A 19,677-nucleotide genomic window follows, 5' to 3' on the forward strand; every position below is an offset into this window, starting at 1 on the left:
GTGGTGGTGGCGTTCTTCGGTAGCTTCCAGAGCGGGAGTCGAGGGACGTACTGGAAGCGGCCGAGGGCGGCGGGAACCATCGGTTCCTCCCGCAGTCCTCAGCTCGCACGCCCCGCCGATGGTTGGCCAAAACTCCACGGTGCGTGATGGTCATCTCCCCGGAACCCCCCTGTCTCCACGGCGAGTTCACCTACGTTGGTGCTCTGATCATCAACGCCAAGCCGCAGGAGGCTCCGCCGTGCCGGATCCCAATCCCCAGGTCACCGATGACGCGAAGGCACGCGTCCGGATCGACACCTCCAAGCCGCACTCGGCCCGCTTCTGGAACTACTTCGTCGGCGGCAAGGACCACTACGAGGTCGACCAGGAGATCGGGGACCAGATCAAGGAGATCTTTCCCGGCCTCGTCGACGTGGCGCTCACGAGCCGGCACTTCCTGGGCCGCGCCGTCCGCCATCTCGCCGGTGAACAGGGCATCCGGCAGTTCCTGGACATCGGCACCGGCCTGCCGACCGCCGACAACACGCACGAGGTGGCCCAGCGCGTGGCCCCGGACGCCCGGATCGTGTACGTCGACAACGACCCCATCGTGCTGGCCCACGCACACGCCCTGCTCACCAGCACCCGCGAAGGCAAGACCGCCTATCTGAACGCCGACCTGTACGAACCCGAGGCCGTCCTGGAGGCCGCCGCGGGCACCCTCGACTTATCGCAGCCGGTCGCCCTGATGATCCTCAACACGCTCGGCCATGTCGCCGACTACGACCAGGCCCGCGGACTGGTGCGCCGGCTCATGGACGGCCTTCCCTCGGGCAGTTATCTGGTGATCAGCGACAGCACCGCCACCAGCCCGGGGATGATCGCCGCGTCGGAGGCGTACAACGCGAGCGGGGCGGTGCCGTACTACGTGCGCGAGGTCGAGGAGATCGCCGGGTTCTTCGACGGTCTCGAACTGGTCGAGCCCGGCATCGTCCAGGTGCCCGCATGGCGTCCCGACTCGCCTGTTCCGGCCACCGCTGCCACGGTCGACGCCTACTGCGGGGTGGGGCGCAAGTCCTGAGGCGGGGCGGTCGGCCCCGGTTCGTGATCCGTCGAGGCGGAAGCGTCGAGCACGTCGGTGAGGGTGCGGACCATCTACGGACTGCCGCACCAGGACATGGGGCCGGCCTTCGGCCTCGTCAGCACCTCGCACGAACTCGGCGCCGCGCTCGGCGTCGCCGTCAATTCGACCATCGCCGAGGGCGAGCCTGGAGGGCGGCGGCGCGGGCGCGACGGCCGCACCGGCGGCTCCGACGACGCCTTCACCGAGTGCGCGATCATCGCCGCGCTGGTCGCCGCCGGTGCGCTGCTGCCGGCGGAGCGGCCGGATCCGGCGTAGGGGCCGGTCATGGCGCACTGACGGCGGGGCTGCGGTGCACCCCGTCAAGCCGCCAGGCACCTCGTCAAGCCGCCAGGCACCTTCGTCAAGCCGCCAGGGCCGCCAGCACGGGCCCGCCCGCCAGGCCGAGTCCGGGTGAGAGCGCCGTAGTCACGTGCGCGACCGCGGTGCCCCTGGTCACCCCGCCAGGGCCGCCAGCACAGGCCCGCCCGCCAGGCCGAGTCCGAGGGAGGCCGCCGTAGCCACGTACGCGACGACGCGTGCCGCGCGGTCACCTTCCACATGCCCCGGCGCCCCGGTCCGGGAGGCCGCGGGCACGATCCAGCGCAGGTAGTAGAAGAGGGACGCCACCGTGTTGACGGCGGCCACGACGGCGAGCCACGCGTAGCCGCCGTCGAACGCGGCGCTGAACACCTCGAGTTTGCCGAGGAAGACCGCGGTCGGCGGTGTACCGACCAGTCCCAGCAGGCAGATGACGAGGCTCGCGGCGAGCAGCGGGCGCTCCTTCGCGAGCCCTCGGTAGTCGTCGAGGGTGTGGGCACGCGGGAGTGCGCAGACCACGGCGAAGGCGCCGAGGTTGGTGACCGTGTACGCCGCGAGGTAGTACAGCAGCGACTGCTGGGCGAGGTCCGCGCGTGAGGCCACGGCCACCGGCATGAGCAGGTAACCGACCTGACTGATCGTCGAGTAGGCGAGCAGCCGCTTCACGTCCTGCTGGAAGAACGCCCCCAGGTTGCCGAGCGTCATCGACGCGGCGGCCAGTACGGCGACGAGCGCGGGCCACGGCAGCGTGCTGTCCGCGAAGACGACGTCCCCGAGGCGGAAGAGCGCGGCCAGTGCCCCGATCTTCGGGAGGGTGGTGAGGAGTGCCGCCACCGGAGGGCTGCTGCCCTGCACGGCGTCGGGCACCCAGAAGTGCGCGGGCACGCCGCCGGCCTTGAACAGGACGCCCGCCAGCAGCCCGATCGCCCCCGTGGCCAGCAGCGCCTCGGGCGCGTCGCGGAAGGCCTCCCCGAGCATCGGGTAGCCGGTGCCGCCCCCGGCGGCGTACAGGACGGTGATCCCGGTCAGCAGGAAGACGCCCAGCAGCGCCCCGATCACGTAGTACTTCAGGGCGGCTTCGGTGCCCGGCCCGTCCTTGCGGAACCCCGCGAGGGTGTACGCGGGGATGCTGGCCAGCAGGTACGCGGCGGCGAGCAGCAACAGGTCCTGCGCCCCGGCCATCATCAGCGCGCCCAGCGAGGCCAGTTGGAGCAGGACGTAGAACTCGCTCTCCCGGGGGTCCCCGCGCAGGGGGCCGAAGGAGAGGGCGAGGACGAGGAGCGTGCCGCCGAGGATCACGATCCGGGAGGTGCTCGTCACCGGGTCGACGGTGAAGGCCTCGCCGAAGGCGGTCGTGGCGGGCTCGGCGGCGGCCACCGAGGCGGCGGCGATGCCGGCCACGCACGCGAGGGCCGCCAGCAGACCGACGGCCCACTGCCGGGCGCGCGGCAGCCACGAGCCGAGCAGCAGGCCGAGCACGGCGGACGCGGCGAGCAGGACCTCGGGCAGGAGGTCGAGCGGGTTCTCGTTCATCTCGTTCATCGGGCGAGCAACTCCAGGACGGACCGGGAGGCCGGCTCGATGACGTCGAGCAGGAAGCGTGGTGCCACGCCGAGGACGACGGCCAGGACGAGCAGGGGTACGACGGCGAGGGCCTCGTGCGCGCGGATGTCGGGGAACACGCGTGGCGTGCCCGGCGCGTCGGGCAGCCGCAGCGGCCCGGTGAAGATCTGCCGCAGCGCGCGCAGGAACAGCCCGGCCGTGAGCAGGATGCCGAGTACCGAGAGCGCCGTGGCCACCGGCCGTGGTCCGAGGCTGCCCGTGAAGATCTGGAACTCGGCGATGAAGCCGGAGAACCCGGGCAGGCCGAGCGAGGCGAAGGCCGCGACGCCGGTCAGGGCCGCGAAGGCCGGGGCCGCGGCGGCGAGCCCGGAGTAGGCGGGCATGTCGTACGTCCGTCCGCGCTCGTACAGCACCCCGGCGAGGAGGAACAGCGCGGCGGTGAGCAGTCCGTGGCTGACCATCTGCGTGACCGCTCCGGTGACGGCGAGGGAGCGGGCCTGCGCGGAGCTGTCCGCGGTCGCCGCGGCGGCGCCGATCGCGAGCACGATGTACCCCATGTGGTTCACGGAGGTGTAGGCGACCATCCGCTTGAAGTCGGTCTGGGCGAGGGCGACCAGCGCGCCGTGCAGGACCGAGATGACACCGATGACGACCAGGACGAGGGCGTAGCGGCGCCAGGCCTCGGGGAGCATGGGCATGGCGATGCGGACGAAGCCGTACGTGCCCATCTTCAGCAGCACCCCGGCCAGGATGGCCGAACCGGCCGCGGGCGCCTCCACGTGGGCCGGCGGCAGCCAGGTGTGGAAGGGCACCGTCGGGGTCTTCACGGCCAGGCCGACGACGATGGCGAGGAGCACGAGGGCGCCGTAGACGGAGCGTCCGGCCAGCGGGTTCTGCTTGGTCAGCTCGACCATGTCGAAGGTGTGCGGCGACGCGGCCAGGTACAGCCCGATGAAGCCGAGCAGCAGGGCGAGCGAACCGACGAAGGTGTAGAGGAAGAACTTCAGCGCGGCCCGGGCCGCCTGCCGGTGGCCCCAGCCCGCGATGACGAAGTACATCGCCACGATGGACAGGTCGAAGTAGACGAAGAACAGGATCAGGTCCAGGGCCGCGAACAGCCCCAGGCAGGTGGTCTCCAGGAAGAGGAACAGCGCGGCGAACTCGCGGATCCGGCGCTTCTCGCGCAGTGAGTACAGCGCGCACGCGAGGAACAGCAGACAGGTGAGGGCGAGCAGCGGCAGGGAGAGCCCGTCCACGCCGACGTGGTAGCCGACGCCCGCGCTCGGGATCCAGCGGGCGCGCTCCTCGTACTGCATGCCGCCGCCGGCGTCGTACCCGATCCACAGGGCGACGACCAGGGCGAGCTCGACGGCCGACGCCGCCACCCAGACGGCGCGGAACACCGCCGGCGTCGTACGGCGGGGGAGTGCGAACAGCAGCAGAGCGACAGCCGTGGGCGCGAAGACGAGGGCGGACAACAAGGGGGTCACCTCACGAGGACGAGCACGACGGCGAGGACGGTGAAGGCGGCGACTGCCTGGGCCAGGTACTGGTGCACCTGGCCGGTCTGCGGGAGGCGGGACCAGCGGCCCAGCGCGCGGGTTCCGGCGGCGAGGGCGGTGACCGTCCCGTCGAGGGCACGCTCCACGACGCCGTCCGTCCAGCGGGCGAACCGCATGGCGAGGGCGGCCGAACCGTCGACGGCACGGTCCACAACCCGGTCGTCGAAGGCGGCGGCCAGGTGCGCGAGCTGCACGACGGGGGCGACCAGGAGGAGGTGGGCGGCGCGTTCCAGGTGCAGCCAGTCGACGAAGAGCGGCTTCGCCGACGGGCGCGTTCGCCAGGTCCAGGTGACCGCGACCGCGAGCAGGGCGAGACCCCCGGAGACCGCCAACTCCCAGGCGTGCGGCGCCGGTTGAACGGGGCCGGCGAGAACCCGCCCGACACTGTCACGCAGCGGGGGGAAGGCCAGCGGCGTCAGCGCGACGCATGCCACGGCCAGCAGCACCAGGGGCGTCACCGCGCCACCCGGGATGCGACGGCGGGCAGCGGCGGGCCGTGGCACCGCACGCTGCCACACGTACCACAGGGCCTTCGCGCTGTAGACCGCCGAGAGGACAGCGCCGGCCAGTCCGGCGGCGTAGAGCCAGGGGCTGCGGTCGAGGGCTCCCGCCAGCAGCACGTCCTTGGCGGCCCACAGTGAGAGCGGCGGGAGCCCGGCGAGGGAGAGCGCGGCCACGGTGAAGGCCACGCCGACCGTCCGGCTGTGGCGGGCGGCACCGAGCAGCTCCGGGAGCCGCTGCGTGCCCAGGGCCGTCAGCCAGGCGCCCGCGGCGAGGAAGAGGAGGCTCTTCGCCGCCGCGTGGGCGATGAGTTGCAGCGTGCCGCCGGAGGTCGCGCCGGCACCGGCGGCCAGCACCATGAAGCCGATCTGCGCACAACTCGACGCGGCGAGCAGCTGCTTGAGGTCCGTCTGTGCCACGGCGACGAGCCCGAGACAGAGCGCGGTGGCGGCGCCGGTCCAGGCGACCACGTCGTCGCCCCAGCCGGAGGCGTCCAGCAGCGGCCCGGTGCGCAGCAGCAGATACGCCCCCGCGACGACCATCGTCGCCGAGTGCAGCAGCGCGGAGACCGGGCTCGGGCCCTGCATGGCCTTCGACAGCCAGAAGCTGAACGGCAGTTGGGCCGACTTCCCGAGGGCCGCGACGATGATGCCCGCCGTGAGGAAGGACAGCCACGGGTCGTCGGCGCGTGCGAGGCCGTCGAGCGAGAGCGTCGGGTCCTGGCCGCTCGCGAGCGCGGCACCTGCCGCCAGGTAGAGGCCGAGGTCGGCGGTGCGGGTGGTGAGGAACGCGGTGTCGGCGGCGCTCGTGCGCTCCGGGTCCCGCCACCAGTAGCCGATCAGCGCCCACGAGGTGGCGCCCATGACTTCCCAGCCCATGAGCAGGACCGGGAGGGTCGCGGCGGTCACCGTGGCGAGCATGCTCCCGGCGAACAGCAGCATCAGCCCGAAGAAGCGCGCCCGCGCCTCGTCGGCGCCGAACTCGGCCGCGCTGAAGAGGAGTACGGCGAGGGTGACGGCGGTGACCGTGATCACCAGCACCCCCGACAGGCCGTCCACCGCGAACCGCATCGGCAGCCCGTCGAGGAACGGCGCCCGCACGCTCGGGTGCCGGAAGGCCGCGGTGATCGCGAGCCCCAGGGCGGCGGCCGTCACGGTGAGCGCCACGGCCGGCGCCACGCGATCGGCCCGGCGCCCCACGCCGAGCAGCAGCGCACCGGCAGCGAGCGGCAGGGCGACCAGCGCCCACAGCAGGGCGCTCACTCCTTCAACTCCGCCGCCATGTCGGTCATGTCGACCTCCCGCGAGCGGAACAGGGCGGTGACGACGGCGAACCCGATCGCCATCTCCAGAGCCATCGCCGTCACCGCCAGCACGATCAGCACCTGGCCGTCGGCCGCCGCCGGAGCGATGTAGTGCCAGACGGCCCCGGCGCCCAGGATGACCCCGCCCAGCATCAGTTCCAGGCCCATCATCAGCATCACGATCGACTGCTGGGTGAGGGCTCCGAACAGCCCGACGCAGAACAACGCGGCGGCAAGCAGCAGAAACAGTTCCAGACTCACCGGCCGACACCGCCTCGTACGGGATCGTCCGGGCGCCCGGCCCGCAGGTCGTCGCCGAGCCGGTCGTACCGTCCCCGCCTGGTGGCCAGCACCACGGTCGCGACGATCGTCGCGAACAGAGCCATGCCCAGCGTCATCATGGTCAGCATCTGCGGGCCCATGAGGGACATGCCGAGGTCCATGGTGGGATCGGCCGGCGCCTTCCCGCGCCGGGCCGGCCAGGGCGCGAGCAGGATCCCGGCGGCGAGGAGCACGAAGACGAGGCCGCTGACGACGGCCGCGCCCTTCTTGTTGTGCATCATCGTCATCGGCATCAGCCCGGCCGGGTTCATCATGTACATCACCATGAAGACCGCCATGATGGCCATCTCGATCGTCATCATCAGCACGATGACGATGCCCAGGTAGTCCAGCCCCAGCAGCACCACCAGGCCGCCCACGCACAGCAGCGAGGTCAGCAGGGAGAACGTCGCCCGGGCCATGGAGTCGAAGCGGAACACCATCACGCCGCTCGCGACCGCGAGGAGGGCCAGCACCCAGAAGACCGCGACATCCATTGCGACATCCATTTACGTACGACACCTCGCTCTCGTCATCGATTCAGGACTACGACGGCCACGACCAGGGCCTGCACGATGGCCAGCGGGGTCAACACGACCCAGGCCAGCTCCAGATAGCGCTCCATGCGCAGGGTCGGCACCCTGCGCCGGACCCAGACCAGAAAGGCCAGGACAGCCGCCGTCTTGAGTAAGGTCCACGCCCAGCCGGGCAGCAGCGGCCCGTGCCCGCCGCCGAGGAAGAGCGGCACACTGAACGCCGCCGCCACGACCAGCAGCAGCCACCGGCCACCGAGGAAGAGCACCCGGTCCGGCCCCGACAGCTCCGAGGCCGCGCCACCGGCGAGGTCCTGTCCGGCGGGCTGGTCGAACGGCCCCCAGAACGCCATCGCCATGGCACTGAGCAGATAGATCCCGAACGCCGCCGGCATCCATACCGCGAACCACAACCCGTCCTGGGCATCGACGACTTCGCCCACCCGCAACGACTCGGCGCCCAGCGCGGCCGTGGTGACCGCGAGCATGTGCGGCAACTCGTACGCCAGCCCCTGCGCCAGGAACCGGTACCCGCCGATCAGCGAGAGCGTCGAGTTCGGCCCCCACCCCGCCAGCCACACCGCCGCCCAGGCCAACGCCTCCATCGCGTTGAACCAGACGATCCCGTCCGGCAGATCACTCACCGACCGGAAGCCGAGCGGCAGTACGACGGCGGCCAGGACGGCGGCGACGGGAAGCAGACCCGCTCCGATCCGGGCCAGCGGCCCGTCCGAGGCCCGCGTCCGCCGCGACTGCTGCACAAGCTGCCGCACCACCTCACGCCCGGGCTCCAACGCGCGGGCCCCCGCTGCCCGCAGGGATCCCGGCCGCCCGTTGCGTGCGCCGGCGGCGAGGACGGCGTCGAGTCCGGCTGTCATCAAGGCCGCCGCGACCAGGAGGGCGGGCAGGACGAAGACCGCCCACAGGGGGGTGCGTTCAGTCATGGGGTGCCCCCTGTCGCGGGGGCATGGGCGAGCGCGTCGTGCGCGGGCCCCGCCGCGCGCACGCATCGCGGCTGTCCGTTGCGGGCGCCGGTCGTGAGGGCGGCGTCGAGTCCGGCTGACGTGTGTTCAGCCACGGGCCACCTCTGTCATCGGAGCGTGCGCGAGCTCGTCGAGGTCCGGGTCCAGGCTTGCGACGATGATCCGCGCGCAGGCGAACTCGGCGCCCTCCAGCAATCCGGGCAGTGCGTCGAGGAGCGGTTGGGAGGGCGGCGCTGCCCCGCCGATCCGCCCGCGAGGGCCGATGGCTTCTGCTCCGTCCAGCACGCCGGTGTCCTCGCAGCCTGCCGCGCTCCGCCCGACCGCGTCGAGCCATACGAGCATCCGGCCGTGCGCGTCCCCATCGGCGACCAGGGCGGGGCCGGTGATCCCGAGATGGTGTGCGTGCTCAGCGGTCAGCGGCCCCAACCCGGCGGTCAGCCACCGCAGGGCCCGCGACCGCTCGGCCCGTCGGATCAAGGGCCGTACGAGAGGGGAGAGTTCGGCGGCGCCTGCCCCAGCCAGCGCGTTGTCCCGTGCCCGTCGGGCGCGGGCGGCGAGGTCGGCCCACCCCGCCACGGCGAAGAACCTTCCCAGGCTGTCCAGATGCGCCGCGCACAACCGCCGCGCCGCGTCGCCCCGGGTCACGCGCTCGCCCGCGGCGGCACGGAGCCATGGGTCGTCCCAGAAGGGCGGATGCGGGGAGGTGTGGGATGTGTGGAAGGCGGGGAGTGCGGGAGCCATCGTCTCGACGCCGGCCTGCTGGACGACATCGCCCTGGAGGGTCAGGCGCAGCACCAGCCCGGCGGGCCAGTCCACGAGAGCCGGGCCCAGCGGCACATGCAGCCGGTCGAGCCTCAGCCCGTCCCGGTCATCGGCGCGATCCGCCATGGGCAATCCGTCCACTACGCCGCCCATGTCGTGCCCGGCGTGACCGTGATGCGCGCCGTGCATGTCGTGGCCAGCGTGGCCGCCATGGCCTTCGTGTGCTTCGTGTTCGTCATGCCCGTTGTGGTCAGCGTGCCCGTTGTGGGCTTCGTGGGCGGCGTGTTGCTCGTGTGTGTCGGCTGCGGGGGGCTCGGTCTGGCCGTGTCCGCTGTGGTCGGCGTGGGACATGCCCCCGTCGTGGGCGTGGTGCTCGTCGTGCCCCTCGCTGGAGCCATGGGACTCATGCCCGGCGTGGTTTTCATGTCCCGCCGAGGCGGCGTGGCCTTCGTGTCCTTCGTGTTCGTCATGCCCGTTGTGGTCAGCGTGCCCGTTGTGGCCTTCGTGGGCGCTGTGTTGCTCGTGTGTGTCGGCTTCGGGGGGCTCGGTCTGGCCGTGCTCGCTGTGGTCGGCGTGGGACATGCCCCCGTCGTGGGCGTGGTGCTCGCTGTGCCCCTCGCTGGAGCCATGGGACTCATGCCCGGCGTGGTTTTCATGCCCGGCCGAGTCGTCGTGGCCGTCGTGGCCGTCATAGCCGCCGCGGAGCGCTGCCAGCCCCTGATCGAGGACCGTGGTGACCTGTTCGGCGTCCGTCAGTAGCACCCGTGCCTTGGGCGCCGGTATGGCGTCCCACAGGTTCGAGACCCAGTCCTGCTCCTCTGTGAGGCCGGTGCCCAGGACCACGAGGAGATCCGCCCCGGCGGGCGTGCTCGCGGTCGGCCATTCCCGCCGGACGAGCTCCGCCTCGACGGCCAGCCGCTCCCGGGTGGCTCCGGGAGACACCGCGAGCAGAACTCCCGGGCGGGACAGGGCCGTTCGCGTGAGTCGGCGTCTCAACTCCATCGGAACGCCCCCTCCCGCCAGGCGTATCCGACGCCCGCCAGCAGGATGCCCAGGAAGAGGAACATCTCGACGACCGCGCTCGTACCGACCGCCGAGACGACCTTCGTCCACGGGTACATGAACAGCATCTCCATGTCGAAGGCGAGGAAGACCATCGTGACCGGATACCAGCGGACGTGGAACCGGGACAACGCGTGCTCCTGTGGTTCCAGCCCTCCGCTGAACGGCCCGGTGCGCAGCGGCTCCCGGACCGCCCTTACGGCGATGGAGAGACCGTGGAGAAGCACAACTGCCCCAGTAACCAGGACCAAAAGGACCAGGACCGGTTGCCAGTCCGATGTCTGCACGGTCCCCCTTCCTCTGAGGATCTGCTTAGTAGATTAGCTCATACGGCGACCCCGAAAGGCCGTCAGGCGCGGCCGACGAGCTCGTAGCCGGCCTCGTCGACGGCGGCGCGAACGGCCTCCTCGTCGAGCGGGGCGGCGGAGGTGACGGTGACCTCGCCGGTGCCGGCGACGGCCTTGACCGCGGTGACGCCGTCCAGCGCGGAGATCTCCTGGGAGATCGCGCCCTCGCAGTGCCCGCAGGTCATCCCGGAGACCTTGTAGACGGTGGTGACGCCGACGCCCTGGACGTCGACCGTGGCGTCGGAACCGCAGGAGTGGGAGCCGCAGCAGGAGCCGGAGTTCGTCTCGGTGGTCATGGCTACTTCACTTCCTCAGGGTATGGATGTGCAGGTCGTTGCCCAGGAGGGGCGCGGTTCCCCGGCCCTCTCGCAGACGTCAGAACCATACCCCCTACCCCTAGGGGGTATCAACGCCAATCAACTCAGTGACTTGAAAAACGGGCGCACCTGTACGCCGCCTTGCCGGTTCAGCGGACGATCAGCGTGCCCGTCATGTTCGGGTGGAAGGTGCAGACGAAGGCGTAGCGGCCGGCCTCGGAGGGAGCGGTGAACGTCCCGGACTCGCCGCCGTCGATGCTCCCGGTGTCGAAGCCTTCGCCGTCCGTGGCCGTGACGGTGTGTGCGGCGGAGTCCTTGTTGACCACGGTGACCTTCTCGCCCGGACGCACTTCTGGGTCATCCGGGCTGAACGCGAAGTCCTCCATCGTGATGCGAGGTGCGCCCGCGGTTTCGGAGGTGGGCGACGCCGGCGATGTGGGCGAGGAAGTGGGGCTGGGGGAGGCCGGGGAGGGTTCGTCGTCCCCGTTGCCGCAGGCGGGCGCGAGCAGCAGGGCGGCGGCCACTGCGAACGCCGCCGGTACGGTACGTAGGCTGCGATGCGAAGGCGACATCGGATCGGGCCCTTCGTGAGGGCGCCCGCCGGCGGCCTGGGCCGGGGATCAAGGAGTCCGAGTCCGCCCGAGCGCATGAATGGCTTGGGTCCATTCTCCGCCTCGGGCCTTCAGGTGCCAGGCGGCCGGCCTCGCAGCTGCTCTTACGCGCGAAGCCGCCGGTCAGTGGCGTCCTGTCCTCACACGGCCATCATCAGCAGCATCGCGGACATGGTCCCGCCCATGCCGATATGGGCGGCCAGCGCCGCGTCCGGGGCGGCTCCGAGTTTGCGGCGCCGCCCGTGACCGCCGCGCTGTGCGGTCCGGGCCCTGTCCCACACCGAGATCGTCAGCGACGCCAGAAAGACGAACACCGTGTCCGGCATGGCGAGCAGCCAGCGCCCCCAGCCGACCCCGGAGCCCGCACTCCGGCCGCCCCGGCCGGTGCCCCGGATCCTGGCCCATACGGACGCGCCGATCGACAGCGCGAAGTACACGGCGAGCGCCACGATCAGGTACCGCCACACCGAGGTGGATCCCGCGGCGGCGTCGGTGTCGGCCGCGGCATGCGTCATGCCGGGCATGTCGGTCCCGTGCATGGACCCCATCCCGTCCATGGAGTCCATGCCCTTCATGCCGTCCATGGACTCCATGCCGCCCATCTGGTGCGTATCCGTCGTGCTCGCCGTGTCCTCCATGCCCGGCATGTGTGCCATGGACGAATGCCCCAGGGCGAGCACCGGCCCGGACGACGTACTCGTCATCGCGAGCGTCATGATCACCATGCCCGCGCTGCCGACGACGAGGTGCACCCAGTGACGGCCGTGCTTCCACCCGTGCGTGCGCGTGTGCTTGACGGCCATGGCCACGCCCCCGAGCCCGACGAGGGCGAACAACCCCGACCACCACATGCCGTAGTCGGCGTACCAGGCGACAGTCGCCGGCAGGGCCATGGCGGCCATGCACAGGCCCATCAGGAGATCGCCTCCGGCCACGAAGCGGGTCTCACCGCTGGTGGTCACCACCCGGACCGCGCTGACGGCGGCCACCAGTGCCGCGACCATCGCGATGGCCCAACTGAGCGCCATGGTTCCCATCTTCACCGTCCATTCGGGCCGCCATCTGCTAGTGCCCTTAGTACGTCCGGGGCTGGGTGAGTGTTCAGCAGGCGATGAGATCCCCTCCGGCCGTACTTACCCCCGGGGGGTAGTATGCGGATTCGGCGGCACAACACGGCACAGGTGGAGCGCATGACGATTCGGACAGTGCACAGCGGGGGCCCAGCCGTCCGCTGGGCCTACGGGGTGTTCCTCACCCTGTGCGTCGCGCTGGCCGTGCTCGTTCACCACGAGACGTCCGCGACGGGCCTCTCCTCGATGCCGAGCATGGCCCATGCCACTCACGTGATGCCTGACGAGACGGCGCCGGCGGTCTCGGACGACTCCTCGCGCAGCGCCGACGCCAACGGCGGGTGCTCCATGCCCGGAACACAGCACTGCACCACGGCGAGTGTCGGCTCCGTGCAGCTCGCGCTACCCGCCCAGGTCACGTTCGACCAGTCGGCGCACCTGCGGCAGGCCGCGGCCGGTCGCGCACCCGGCGCCACGGTCGGCCGAGCCCCGCCCGATCTGTCCGTCCTCTCGCAACTGCGCATATAGGCCGCGCCGGACGGCGCGCGATCCGCCGTCCCGCCCGCGACCACATCGGCAGTTTCGATATCGCAGTTTCGATATCGCAGTTTCGATACAGAGGACACCACTCAATGAACAGCATCAACCGTCGCTCCGTCCTGTTCGCCGGGCTGGGCGTCGCAGGCGCGGGCGCGCTCGCGGCGTGCAGCAGCGGCTCCGGCTCCGGCAGCGGCTCCGGCCCTGGCAGCAACGCCCTGGTCGGTCCCTCGGGCTCGGCGGTCGCCGCCGCCGAGAAGAAGCGGACCAGCACCGGACGGCAGCAGAAGCTCACCCTGACCGCGGCGCCCGCCATGATCGACCTGGGCGGCGGCGTCATGCCCAGGACCTGGGCCTTCGACGGACGCACCCCGGGCAAGGAGATCCGCCTCTCCGTCGGCGACACGCTGGTCGCCGAACTGTCCAACCAGCTGCCGGACAAGACCCCGACCTCGATCCACTGGCACGGCATCGCCCTGCGCAACGACATGGACGGCGTGCCGCCCGTCACCCAGACCGCCGTTCGGGCCGGCTCCACCTTCACCTACCGGTTCCTCGCCGATGCCCCGGGCACGTACTTCTTCCACCCGCACGTCGGCGTCCAGCTCGACCGCGGCCTGTACGCCCCGCTGATCGTCGAGGACCCCAAGGAGACCCTCGACTACGACGACGAGTGGGTCGTCCTGCTGGACGACTGGGTCGACGGCGTCACCGGCACCCCCGACGAGGTCTTCGCCGAACTGAAGCAGGGCATGGGCGGCATGGACGGGATGGGTGGCATGGACATGGGGGACAGCGCCGGCCCCAGCCCCAGCCCCAGCGGCATGGAGGGCCACGACATGGGGGACATGTCGACGAAGTTCATGCTCATGGGCGCCGAGAGCGAGCTGCTCGGCGGCGACGCGGGCGATGTGAGGTACCCGCACCACCTGATCAACGGCCGGGTGGCGACCGACCCGGACGTCTACACCGGCAAGCCCGGCAAGAAGGTACGGCTGCGGATCATCAACGCCGGCTCAGACACGGCCTACCGGCTGGCCCTCGGCGGCCACAAGCTGACCATCACGCACACCGACGGCTTCCCGGTCCGGCACCAGGAGGTGGACGCGCTGCTGGTCGGCATGGGCGAGCGGTACGACGTCCTCGTCACCCTCGGCGACGGGATCTTCCCGCTCGTCGCCCTGGCCGAGGGCAAGAAGGCGAACGGTCTCGCCCTGGTGCGCACGGGCTCAGGAAGCAAGCCGTCCGCCACCGTCCGCCCGAAGGAACTCGACGGCATGATCATGACGGCGTCCCAGCTGCGAGCGGCCGACGACGTACGCCTGAAGTCCGCCAAGACCGACATCACGCACCAGATCAAGCTGACCGGAGGCATGGACAAGTACAACTGGGCCATCAACGGCAGGCCGTTCGACATGAACGACCCCGACGCCCACCCGATCCTCGTCGAGGAGGGGCAGCGCGTACGGCTGGACTTCGTCAACACCACCGACATGTGGCACCCGATGCACCTGCACGGCCACACGTACCAGCTCGGCGCCTCGGGACCGCGCAAGGACACCTCGATCGTGCTGCCCAAGAAGACGCTGTCCGTCTTCTTCGACGCGGACAACCCGGGCCAGTGGATGCTGCACTGCCACAACGCGTACCACGGCGAGGCCGGGATGATGGCGAACGTGGCCTACCAGGCCTGACGTTCTCCGCACGCCGTCCGGGCGGGCCCGTCGATCGACGGTGGGCGCGTCCGGACGCGGCCGTTCTCGGGCTCGGGGGAAAGTCAGTGGGCTGAGCGCCCCGGGTGGTGGCCGTGCTGCTCATGCGGACGCGTCGTGGGCTCCCGGTCGTCCGGTACGGCACTCCCCGCACGCAGTCCGGACAGGGTGACCGTGACGAGCCGGTCGGCCGCCGCGTCGGAGGGCAGGGCGGCAGCCGCGGTGAGGGCGTGCAGGCAGTACGTCGCGAGTTCGTCGGGCGCGACATCGCCGCGGAAGTCACCTGTCCGCACCCCTGCGGCCAGCAGGTCCCGGATCATGTCGTGGAGTTGCCCCTGGGCGTGGGCCACTCGCTCGTCCCGGTGCAGGAATGCCGCGAGTTCGCTGCCGTGGTGGCCACGGGAATGGCGCGAGATGTGGGCGAACGCCCTGAGGACCGCCTCCAGCCGGTCGCCGGCCCCGTCGGTCCGGTCCCGGATCTCCGTCAGCTGTCCCAGGTGCCCGGTGATCTGACGGTTGTGCCAGGCGAGCAGGATCGCCTCGACGTCCGGGAAGTACTTGTAGAGCGTCGCCCGTCCGATGCCGGCCCGCTCGGCGATCTGCGACATCGTCACCGCCCGTACGCCGTGCTCGGCGGCCAGCTCGACGGCGGAGTTCAGGATCGCGTCGTGGACGGCGCGGCGGTGCGCCTCGATCGTCTCGTTCCACAGCTTCGGCACCGGGCCAGTGTACGCGGCGACGACGTCGATACACCTGGTTGACATGGTAGACACTGTGTCTCGTAAAGTGGGAAGCGCGCGGCGAACCGCGTATCAAATCGGCGCCACGTACCGTGCGCCACCCACGCACCGTGAGGGACACGCACATGGCCGACTCGCCCACTCGCCCCGACGACGCCGGGCACGCATCGGCTTCCGCGGCGCATCCCGGCATGCCGCGCTGGGCCAAGACCCTCGCGATCGCCGCCGGCGCGGCCCTGCTCGTGGCGTTGGTGCTCATGCACACGCTCGGCGGCGGCATGGGCGGGCACTGATCGCGATGACCATGAACCGTCGCCTCCGCAAGATCGCGCTCACCGCGCACGTCACCTCGTCGGTCGGCTGGCTCGGTGCCGTCGCCGTCTTTCTCGCCCTCGCCGTCGCCGGTCTGGCCAGTGGGAGTGCTCAGACGGTGCGCGGCGCCTACCTGGCGATGGAGGTGACGGGCTGGTTCGTCCTGGTCCCGCTCAGCTTCGCCTCCCTGCTCACCGGGCTCGTCCAGTCGCTGGGAAGCACGTGGGGGCTGTTCCGCCACTACTGGGTGCTCTTCAAACTGCTCATCAACGTCGTCGCCACCGTCCTGCTGCTCGTGCACATGCAGGTGATCGGCCGTGTCGCCGACGCCGCGGCCGTGGCGAGCCTGGCCGACGGCGAGCTCTTCGGGATGCGGGTTCAACTGCTGGCCGATGCCGCCGCGGCTGTGCTGATCCTGTTGGTCGCGGTCACGCTGTCGGTGTACAAGCCGAAGGGGATGACTCGCTACGGGTGGCGCAGGCAGCAGGAGTCGCGAGCGGGGCATACCGCTCTTACGCGGCGAGAGGCGCGAGCTTCGTGAAGGTCTCGCCGCCGTCGCGGGACTCGTACACGCCGTCCTGTGTCGCGGCGAGAACGTGCTCGGCGTTCACCGCGGTCAGCGCCTGGGGCTGTCCGCCGGGCACGGTGGTGAGCTGTTTCCATGTCCTGCCGTCGTCCGCGCTGCTGCTCAGCTTCCCGGCGGGGTCGATGCCGAACAGCGACTTCTCCACGGGCCAGGACAGGAAGGCATGGACCTGCGCGGAGCCCTTGCCGAAGGTGCGGCCGCCGTCGGTGCTGGCCAGCACGCCGTCGGCGGTGGTGGCCAGCAGTTTGTCCCCGGCCGGGCTCACCGCGAGGTCGAGGGCGTCGAGCGAGGCCCGGTCGTCCCAGTTCTCGAGGTCGCCGCTGACCCGGACCCGGCCGGACTCGTAGCCGTAGACGGTGCCCTCGGCCGAGTCGAGGGAATGGAAATCGGCTTCCCCGGACAGCGACCGGGACGTCCAGGTGACGCCCGCGTCCTCGGACTCGATCAGGCCCACGTTGCCCGGACGGTCGCTGCCCTCGGCTCCGTGTCCGCTGGCGACGAAGGTGTTGGCGCCGGTCACGGTGAAGCCCATGAAGTCGTCCTCGCTGACGCCGACGAGTTCCGGCTTGCCGCCCTTGGCCACGGTGTAGAGCCCGTTGTGGGTGGCGACGTACACGCGTCCGTCGGCGGGATCGACGCCCAGGCCGTGCACATGGGAGAGCGTCCCCGACGAGTCCGCGGCGTCCGCCGCCACCTCCGTGTCGGCCGAGTCGTCCCCGCCGCCCCCGCAGGCGGCCAGGGCCAGGGAGGCGAGCGAGACGCCCGCGGCGGCGAGCAGGGTACGGACGGCCGGACGTGCGATCACTGAAGTTCCTTGCGGGGTACGGGCGTTGGTGACTCAGACACTCAGACGCTCAGGGCCGCGACGCGGCGAAGAACGGCATGGAGTCCAGGGGGACGATCTCGATGTTCTTGCCGGTGCGCGGCGCGTGGATGGCCTTGCCGTTGCCGACGTACATGCCGTTGTGCTGGGTGTCGTTGTACCAGTAGATGATGTCGCCCGGCTGAAGGTCCGACTTGGACACCTTGCGGCCCGCGTCGTACATCTGCTGGACCGTGCGGGGCAGGGAGACCCCCGCTGTGCGCCAGGACGCGCCCACCAGGCCTGAGCAGTCGTAGGAGTTGGGACCCGTCGAACCCCACTCGTACGGCTTGCCGAGCTGCGCGTACGCGAAGTCGAGCGCGCTTTTCGCACGACCGCTGGCGGGGCCGTTGTAGGTGGCGCGGGAGTCGCTGGCGCCCGCGGAGGCGTCGTCCCGCTCCTGGGCGGCCTCCATCCTGGCGCGCTGCTGGGCGGTCAGGCTGTTGAGGAGCTTGCGGGCCTCGGTGAGCTTGCCCTGGACCTCGTCCTTCTTCGCCGCGGCCTTGGCGCGGGTCTCCTCCAGGGACTTCAGGCGCTGCTGGGCGCTCACGCGTTCCTGCGCGAGTTCGCGCTGCTTGGCCTGCATCGCCCGCAGGGCGTCGGCCTGCCGGCTGTTCGTACGGTCGAGCATCTCGGCCTGCTCGAGATAGTTCTCCGGGTCGCCGGACAGGAACAGCTGCACACTCGGGTCGATGCCGCCACTGCGGTACTGGGCGGCCGCCAACGGGCCGACCTTCTCCCGCAGTTCGTTGACCTCCTGCTGCTTGCGCGCCAGCCGGTCCCGCGCACCGTCCACCTCGCGGCGCAGCTTCTCCTGCTTTGCGCTGATGGCGTTGTACTCCTCCGTGGGGGCCTCGGCCTCCTCGTAGAGCTTCTCGACCTTCTTGCGCACCTCGTCCACCGTGGGCTCGGGGGCCGCCTGGCTCTGCGTCGGCAGGAGGCTGACGGCGCCGGCGGCCATGCCGAGAGTGGCTATCCGGGCACGGCTGGCCGGCTTCGGCCGACGGTGGGTTCCCATCGTGGGGTGACTCCTATGCGGTCTGAGTACGCCAGAAACTTAGTAGGTTAGTAGTTTGTATCGCAAGTGAGTACGAGTCGCAGGCATCTCAGAGAAATCGCGGGCGTCCCGCGGGAAGCTGCGGGCGCCCTGCGGGAAGCCGCGGGCGTCTCACCGGAATCGGTCAGCCGAGCCCGGGCGGGCAGGCGACCAGGAGCGGCAGCAGCACAACCGCCACGGCCGCGGCGGCGACGGAACCCCACAGGGCCGGGTGGGGCGCCTTGCGTGGACCGAGGATGCGCGTCAGGCGGATGACGACGGTGTGGCCGCCCGCGGCGAGCGCGCCCTTGGGGGCACGGGCCGCGGCCATTTCGTACATGACGGTGGCCAGCACCTCGTGGGAGTGGCTGCGCAGGGCACGGTCGTCCGCGATCATCTCCAGGAGCAGCGCCGTCTGCTCCCGGGCGTGGCGGGCCAGCGGCAGCCGGCGGAACACCGAGTGGAAGGCCTCCACGGCGGCCAGGGCCAGGTGGTGGCGGCCCGTGATATGCGCCTGCTCGTGCTCCAGTACGGCGCCCAGCTGATCCGACGTCAGCTCGCGCACGGCCGCGTCACTGATCACGATCCGGGGGTGGCGGCCGGGCAGACAGTACGCGGCGGGAATGTCGTAGGGCAGGACGGTGGCGCTCAGCCGTGACGAGCGGCGGCCCACCAGGTCGAGGGCCTCCCGGTGCTCTGTCCGCGCCCGACGGGCCCGCATCGAGTGGAAGGCGAAGGCGCCCGCCAGGGCGATCGCGATGGCGGCGGGTACACCGACGGCCAGCCGGTCGGCCGTATGAGGGTCGGGCCTGTCCGCCCCCATATCGAGCCCGCAGGAGTGCAGCAGGCCCACCAGGCCCGCGTGCAGGTGTTCGGTCGGCATGGCGAGGTTGTACGCGGAGAGCGCGAGCCCGATCGAGAAGGAGACCGCGAGGGCGTGCCACACGGCGGTGGCCAGGGCGGGCGCCCGGTGCGGCCAGCCTGCCCGCAGCATCAGGGGCGGGGCCACGAAACCCACCGCGGCCGTGTAGCCGATGAGGACGGGGGCCGCGTTCACGGTTTCGCCTGCCGGCCGACGTTCCGCAGGGCCTTCCGCAGGGCGGCCACCTCTTCCTCGGACATGTTCTCGACGAAGTGGACCAGCGCGGTCGGCCGGTCCTTGCTCTCGCCCAGGCCGTCCTCCATGAGCGCGGCGGCGTACGCCTCGCGGCTGCGCACCGGCGTGTACAGCCAGGCGCGGCCCTGCTTGTCGCGCAGCAGCCAGCCCTTGGTGTACAGGATGTTGGTGACGGTCATCACCGTGGTGTACGCCACCGGCCGGGTCCTGTTGATGTCGTCGACGACCTCACGCACCGTGGCCGGCCGGTTCCACGTCCAGAGGCGATCCATGATCTCCGCCTCGAGCTCCCCCAGCCGCCGCATGGCCCTGAGTCCTTTCGCCACCGAATACGTAAGGTCATAGTAGACGGATGGTCTCCGGGCCCTCCTCGCGTACGCCCGGGATGACGTACGCCCGGGATGAAAGGGAGCAAAGGCC

At 71.0% G+C, this 19,677-nt stretch carries 22 protein-coding genes; 6 read left to right on the forward strand and 16 right to left on the reverse strand.

The features are described from left to right. Nucleotides 1–238 precede the first annotated feature (238 nt). Together AB0I77_RS05800 and AB0I77_RS05805 are read left to right on the forward strand one after the other, a co-directional pair. Entirely contained in the window at nt 239–1,060 is an 822-nt protein-coding gene (locus AB0I77_RS05800; protein WP_363281080.1) for an SAM-dependent methyltransferase, read from the forward strand. A gap of 63 nt (nt 1,061–1,123) precedes the next feature. Then, complete coding sequence (locus tag AB0I77_RS05805) at nt 1,124–1,378, forward strand: hypothetical protein (protein ID WP_363281081.1); 255 nt, start codon at nt 1,124–1,126, stop codon at nt 1,376–1,378. Nucleotides 1,379–1,555: 177 nt separating this feature from the next. On the opposite strand, the gene AB0I77_RS05810 is transcribed toward AB0I77_RS05805, so the two are convergent. The 11 genes from AB0I77_RS05810 to AB0I77_RS05860 all read right to left on the reverse strand — a co-directional run bounded on the left by AB0I77_RS05810 (nt 1,556) and on the right by AB0I77_RS05860 (nt 12,313). Beyond that, nucleotides 1,556–2,962, reverse strand: a complete 1,407-nt coding sequence (locus AB0I77_RS05810; protein WP_363281082.1) for an NADH-quinone oxidoreductase subunit N — start codon at nt 2,960–2,962, stop codon at nt 1,556–1,558. Further along, nucleotides 2,959–4,464 (reverse strand): NADH-quinone oxidoreductase subunit M, encoded by a 1,506-nt coding sequence (locus AB0I77_RS05815; RefSeq protein ID WP_363281084.1) that lies wholly within the window; start codon nt 4,462–4,464, stop codon nt 2,959–2,961. Before AB0I77_RS05815 ends, AB0I77_RS05810 begins: the two co-directional genes overlap by 4 nt. A 5-nt stretch (nt 4,465–4,469) precedes the next feature. After that, the gene (locus tag AB0I77_RS05820) at nt 4,470–6,308 is read right to left on the reverse strand and encodes a proton-conducting transporter membrane subunit (RefSeq protein ID WP_363281085.1); all 1,839 of its coding nucleotides are present in this window, start codon (nt 6,306–6,308) and stop codon (nt 4,470–4,472) included. Continuing rightward, nucleotides 6,305–6,610 (reverse strand): NADH-quinone oxidoreductase subunit K, encoded by a 306-nt coding sequence (locus AB0I77_RS05825; protein ID WP_363281086.1) that lies wholly within the window; start codon nt 6,608–6,610, stop codon nt 6,305–6,307. The genes AB0I77_RS05820 and AB0I77_RS05825 overlap by 4 nt, the downstream gene beginning before the upstream one ends. Next, nucleotides 6,607–7,179, reverse strand: a complete 573-nt coding sequence (locus tag AB0I77_RS05830) for an NADH-quinone oxidoreductase subunit J (RefSeq protein ID WP_363281087.1) — start codon at nt 7,177–7,179, stop codon at nt 6,607–6,609. Before AB0I77_RS05830 ends, AB0I77_RS05825 begins: the two co-directional genes overlap by 4 nt. A 23-nt stretch (nt 7,180–7,202) precedes the next feature. Next, complete coding sequence (locus AB0I77_RS05835) at nt 7,203–8,147, reverse strand: NADH-quinone oxidoreductase subunit H (protein ID WP_363281089.1); 945 nt, start codon at nt 8,145–8,147, stop codon at nt 7,203–7,205. 126 nt (nt 8,148–8,273) lie between these two features. Then, nucleotides 8,274–9,890, reverse strand: a complete 1,617-nt coding sequence (locus tag AB0I77_RS05840) for a hypothetical protein (RefSeq protein WP_363281090.1) — start codon at nt 9,888–9,890, stop codon at nt 8,274–8,276. Between the two features lie 50 nt (nt 9,891–9,940). Beyond that, nucleotides 9,941–10,297: an NADH-quinone oxidoreductase subunit A gene (locus tag AB0I77_RS05845; RefSeq protein WP_363281091.1), complete on the reverse strand. Its 357-nt coding sequence runs from the start codon at nt 10,295–10,297 to the stop codon at nt 9,941–9,943. A 62-nt stretch (nt 10,298–10,359) separates the two neighbouring features. Continuing rightward, nucleotides 10,360–10,653, reverse strand: coding sequence for a heavy-metal-associated domain-containing protein (locus AB0I77_RS05850; RefSeq protein ID WP_363281092.1), 294 nt, complete (start codon nt 10,651–10,653; stop codon nt 10,360–10,362). 170 nt (nt 10,654–10,823) lie between these two features. Then, on the reverse strand, nt 10,824–11,198 hold the full coding sequence (locus tag AB0I77_RS05855) for a cupredoxin domain-containing protein (protein ID WP_363281093.1): 375 nt from the start codon (nt 11,196–11,198) through the stop codon (nt 10,824–10,826). 227 nt (nt 11,199–11,425) lie between these two features. Further along, on the reverse strand, nt 11,426–12,313 hold the full coding sequence (locus tag AB0I77_RS05860; protein ID WP_363281094.1) for a DUF5134 domain-containing protein: 888 nt from the start codon (nt 12,311–12,313) through the stop codon (nt 11,426–11,428). Nucleotides 12,314–12,475: 162 nt separating this feature from the next. On the opposite strand from AB0I77_RS05860, the gene AB0I77_RS05865 reads away from it, so the two are divergent. Both AB0I77_RS05865 and AB0I77_RS05870 read left to right on the forward strand, forming a co-directional pair. Beyond that, nucleotides 12,476–12,883 carry a DUF6153 family protein gene (locus tag AB0I77_RS05865; RefSeq protein WP_363281095.1) on the forward strand — a complete coding sequence of 136 codons (408 nt, stop codon included), beginning with the start codon at nt 12,476–12,478 and terminating at the stop codon, nt 12,881–12,883. Nucleotides 12,884–12,987: 104 nt separating this feature from the next. Further along, nucleotides 12,988–14,586, forward strand: coding sequence for a multicopper oxidase family protein (locus AB0I77_RS05870; RefSeq protein ID WP_363281096.1), 1,599 nt, complete (start codon nt 12,988–12,990; stop codon nt 14,584–14,586). Between the two features lie 83 nt (nt 14,587–14,669). Here the strand turns inward: AB0I77_RS05870 and AB0I77_RS05875 are convergent, their stop codons facing one another. After that, complete coding sequence (locus AB0I77_RS05875) at nt 14,670–15,368, reverse strand: TetR/AcrR family transcriptional regulator (RefSeq protein ID WP_363281097.1); 699 nt, start codon at nt 15,366–15,368, stop codon at nt 14,670–14,672. A gap of 86 nt (nt 15,369–15,454) precedes the next feature. Between AB0I77_RS05875 and AB0I77_RS05880 the strand changes: the two genes are divergently transcribed. Continuing rightward, nucleotides 15,455–15,637 (forward strand): hypothetical protein, encoded by a 183-nt coding sequence (locus AB0I77_RS05880; protein ID WP_363281098.1) that lies wholly within the window; start codon nt 15,455–15,457, stop codon nt 15,635–15,637. Nucleotides 15,638–15,648: 11 nt separating this feature from the next. Beyond that, nucleotides 15,649–16,197, forward strand: a complete 549-nt coding sequence (locus tag AB0I77_RS05885; protein ID WP_363281099.1) for a hypothetical protein — start codon at nt 15,649–15,651, stop codon at nt 16,195–16,197. Here AB0I77_RS05885 and AB0I77_RS05890 read toward each other — a convergent pair. From AB0I77_RS05890 to AB0I77_RS05905, 4 genes are all read right to left on the reverse strand, one after another. Beyond that, nucleotides 16,169–17,047 carry a F510_1955 family glycosylhydrolase gene (locus tag AB0I77_RS05890; protein WP_363281100.1) on the reverse strand — a complete coding sequence of 293 codons (879 nt, stop codon included), beginning with the start codon at nt 17,045–17,047 and terminating at the stop codon, nt 16,169–16,171. The genes AB0I77_RS05885 and AB0I77_RS05890 overlap by 29 nt on opposite strands. 49 nt (nt 17,048–17,096) lie before the next feature. Beyond that, entirely contained in the window at nt 17,097–18,122 is a 1,026-nt protein-coding gene (locus AB0I77_RS05895) for an NlpC/P60 family protein (RefSeq protein ID WP_363281101.1), read from the reverse strand. Between the two features lie 163 nt (nt 18,123–18,285). Beyond that, nucleotides 18,286–19,197, reverse strand: a complete 912-nt coding sequence (locus AB0I77_RS05900; protein WP_363281102.1) for a M56 family metallopeptidase — start codon at nt 19,195–19,197, stop codon at nt 18,286–18,288. Then, nucleotides 19,194–19,562, reverse strand: coding sequence for a BlaI/MecI/CopY family transcriptional regulator (locus AB0I77_RS05905; RefSeq protein ID WP_363281103.1), 369 nt, complete (start codon nt 19,560–19,562; stop codon nt 19,194–19,196). Before AB0I77_RS05905 ends, AB0I77_RS05900 begins: the two co-directional genes overlap by 4 nt. Between the last annotated feature and the right edge of the window lie 115 nt (nt 19,563–19,677).

It is taken from the genome of Streptomyces sp. NPDC050619, from assembly GCF_040654815.1.
Taxonomy (GTDB): Bacteria; Actinomycetota; Actinomycetes; order Streptomycetales; family Streptomycetaceae; genus Streptomyces.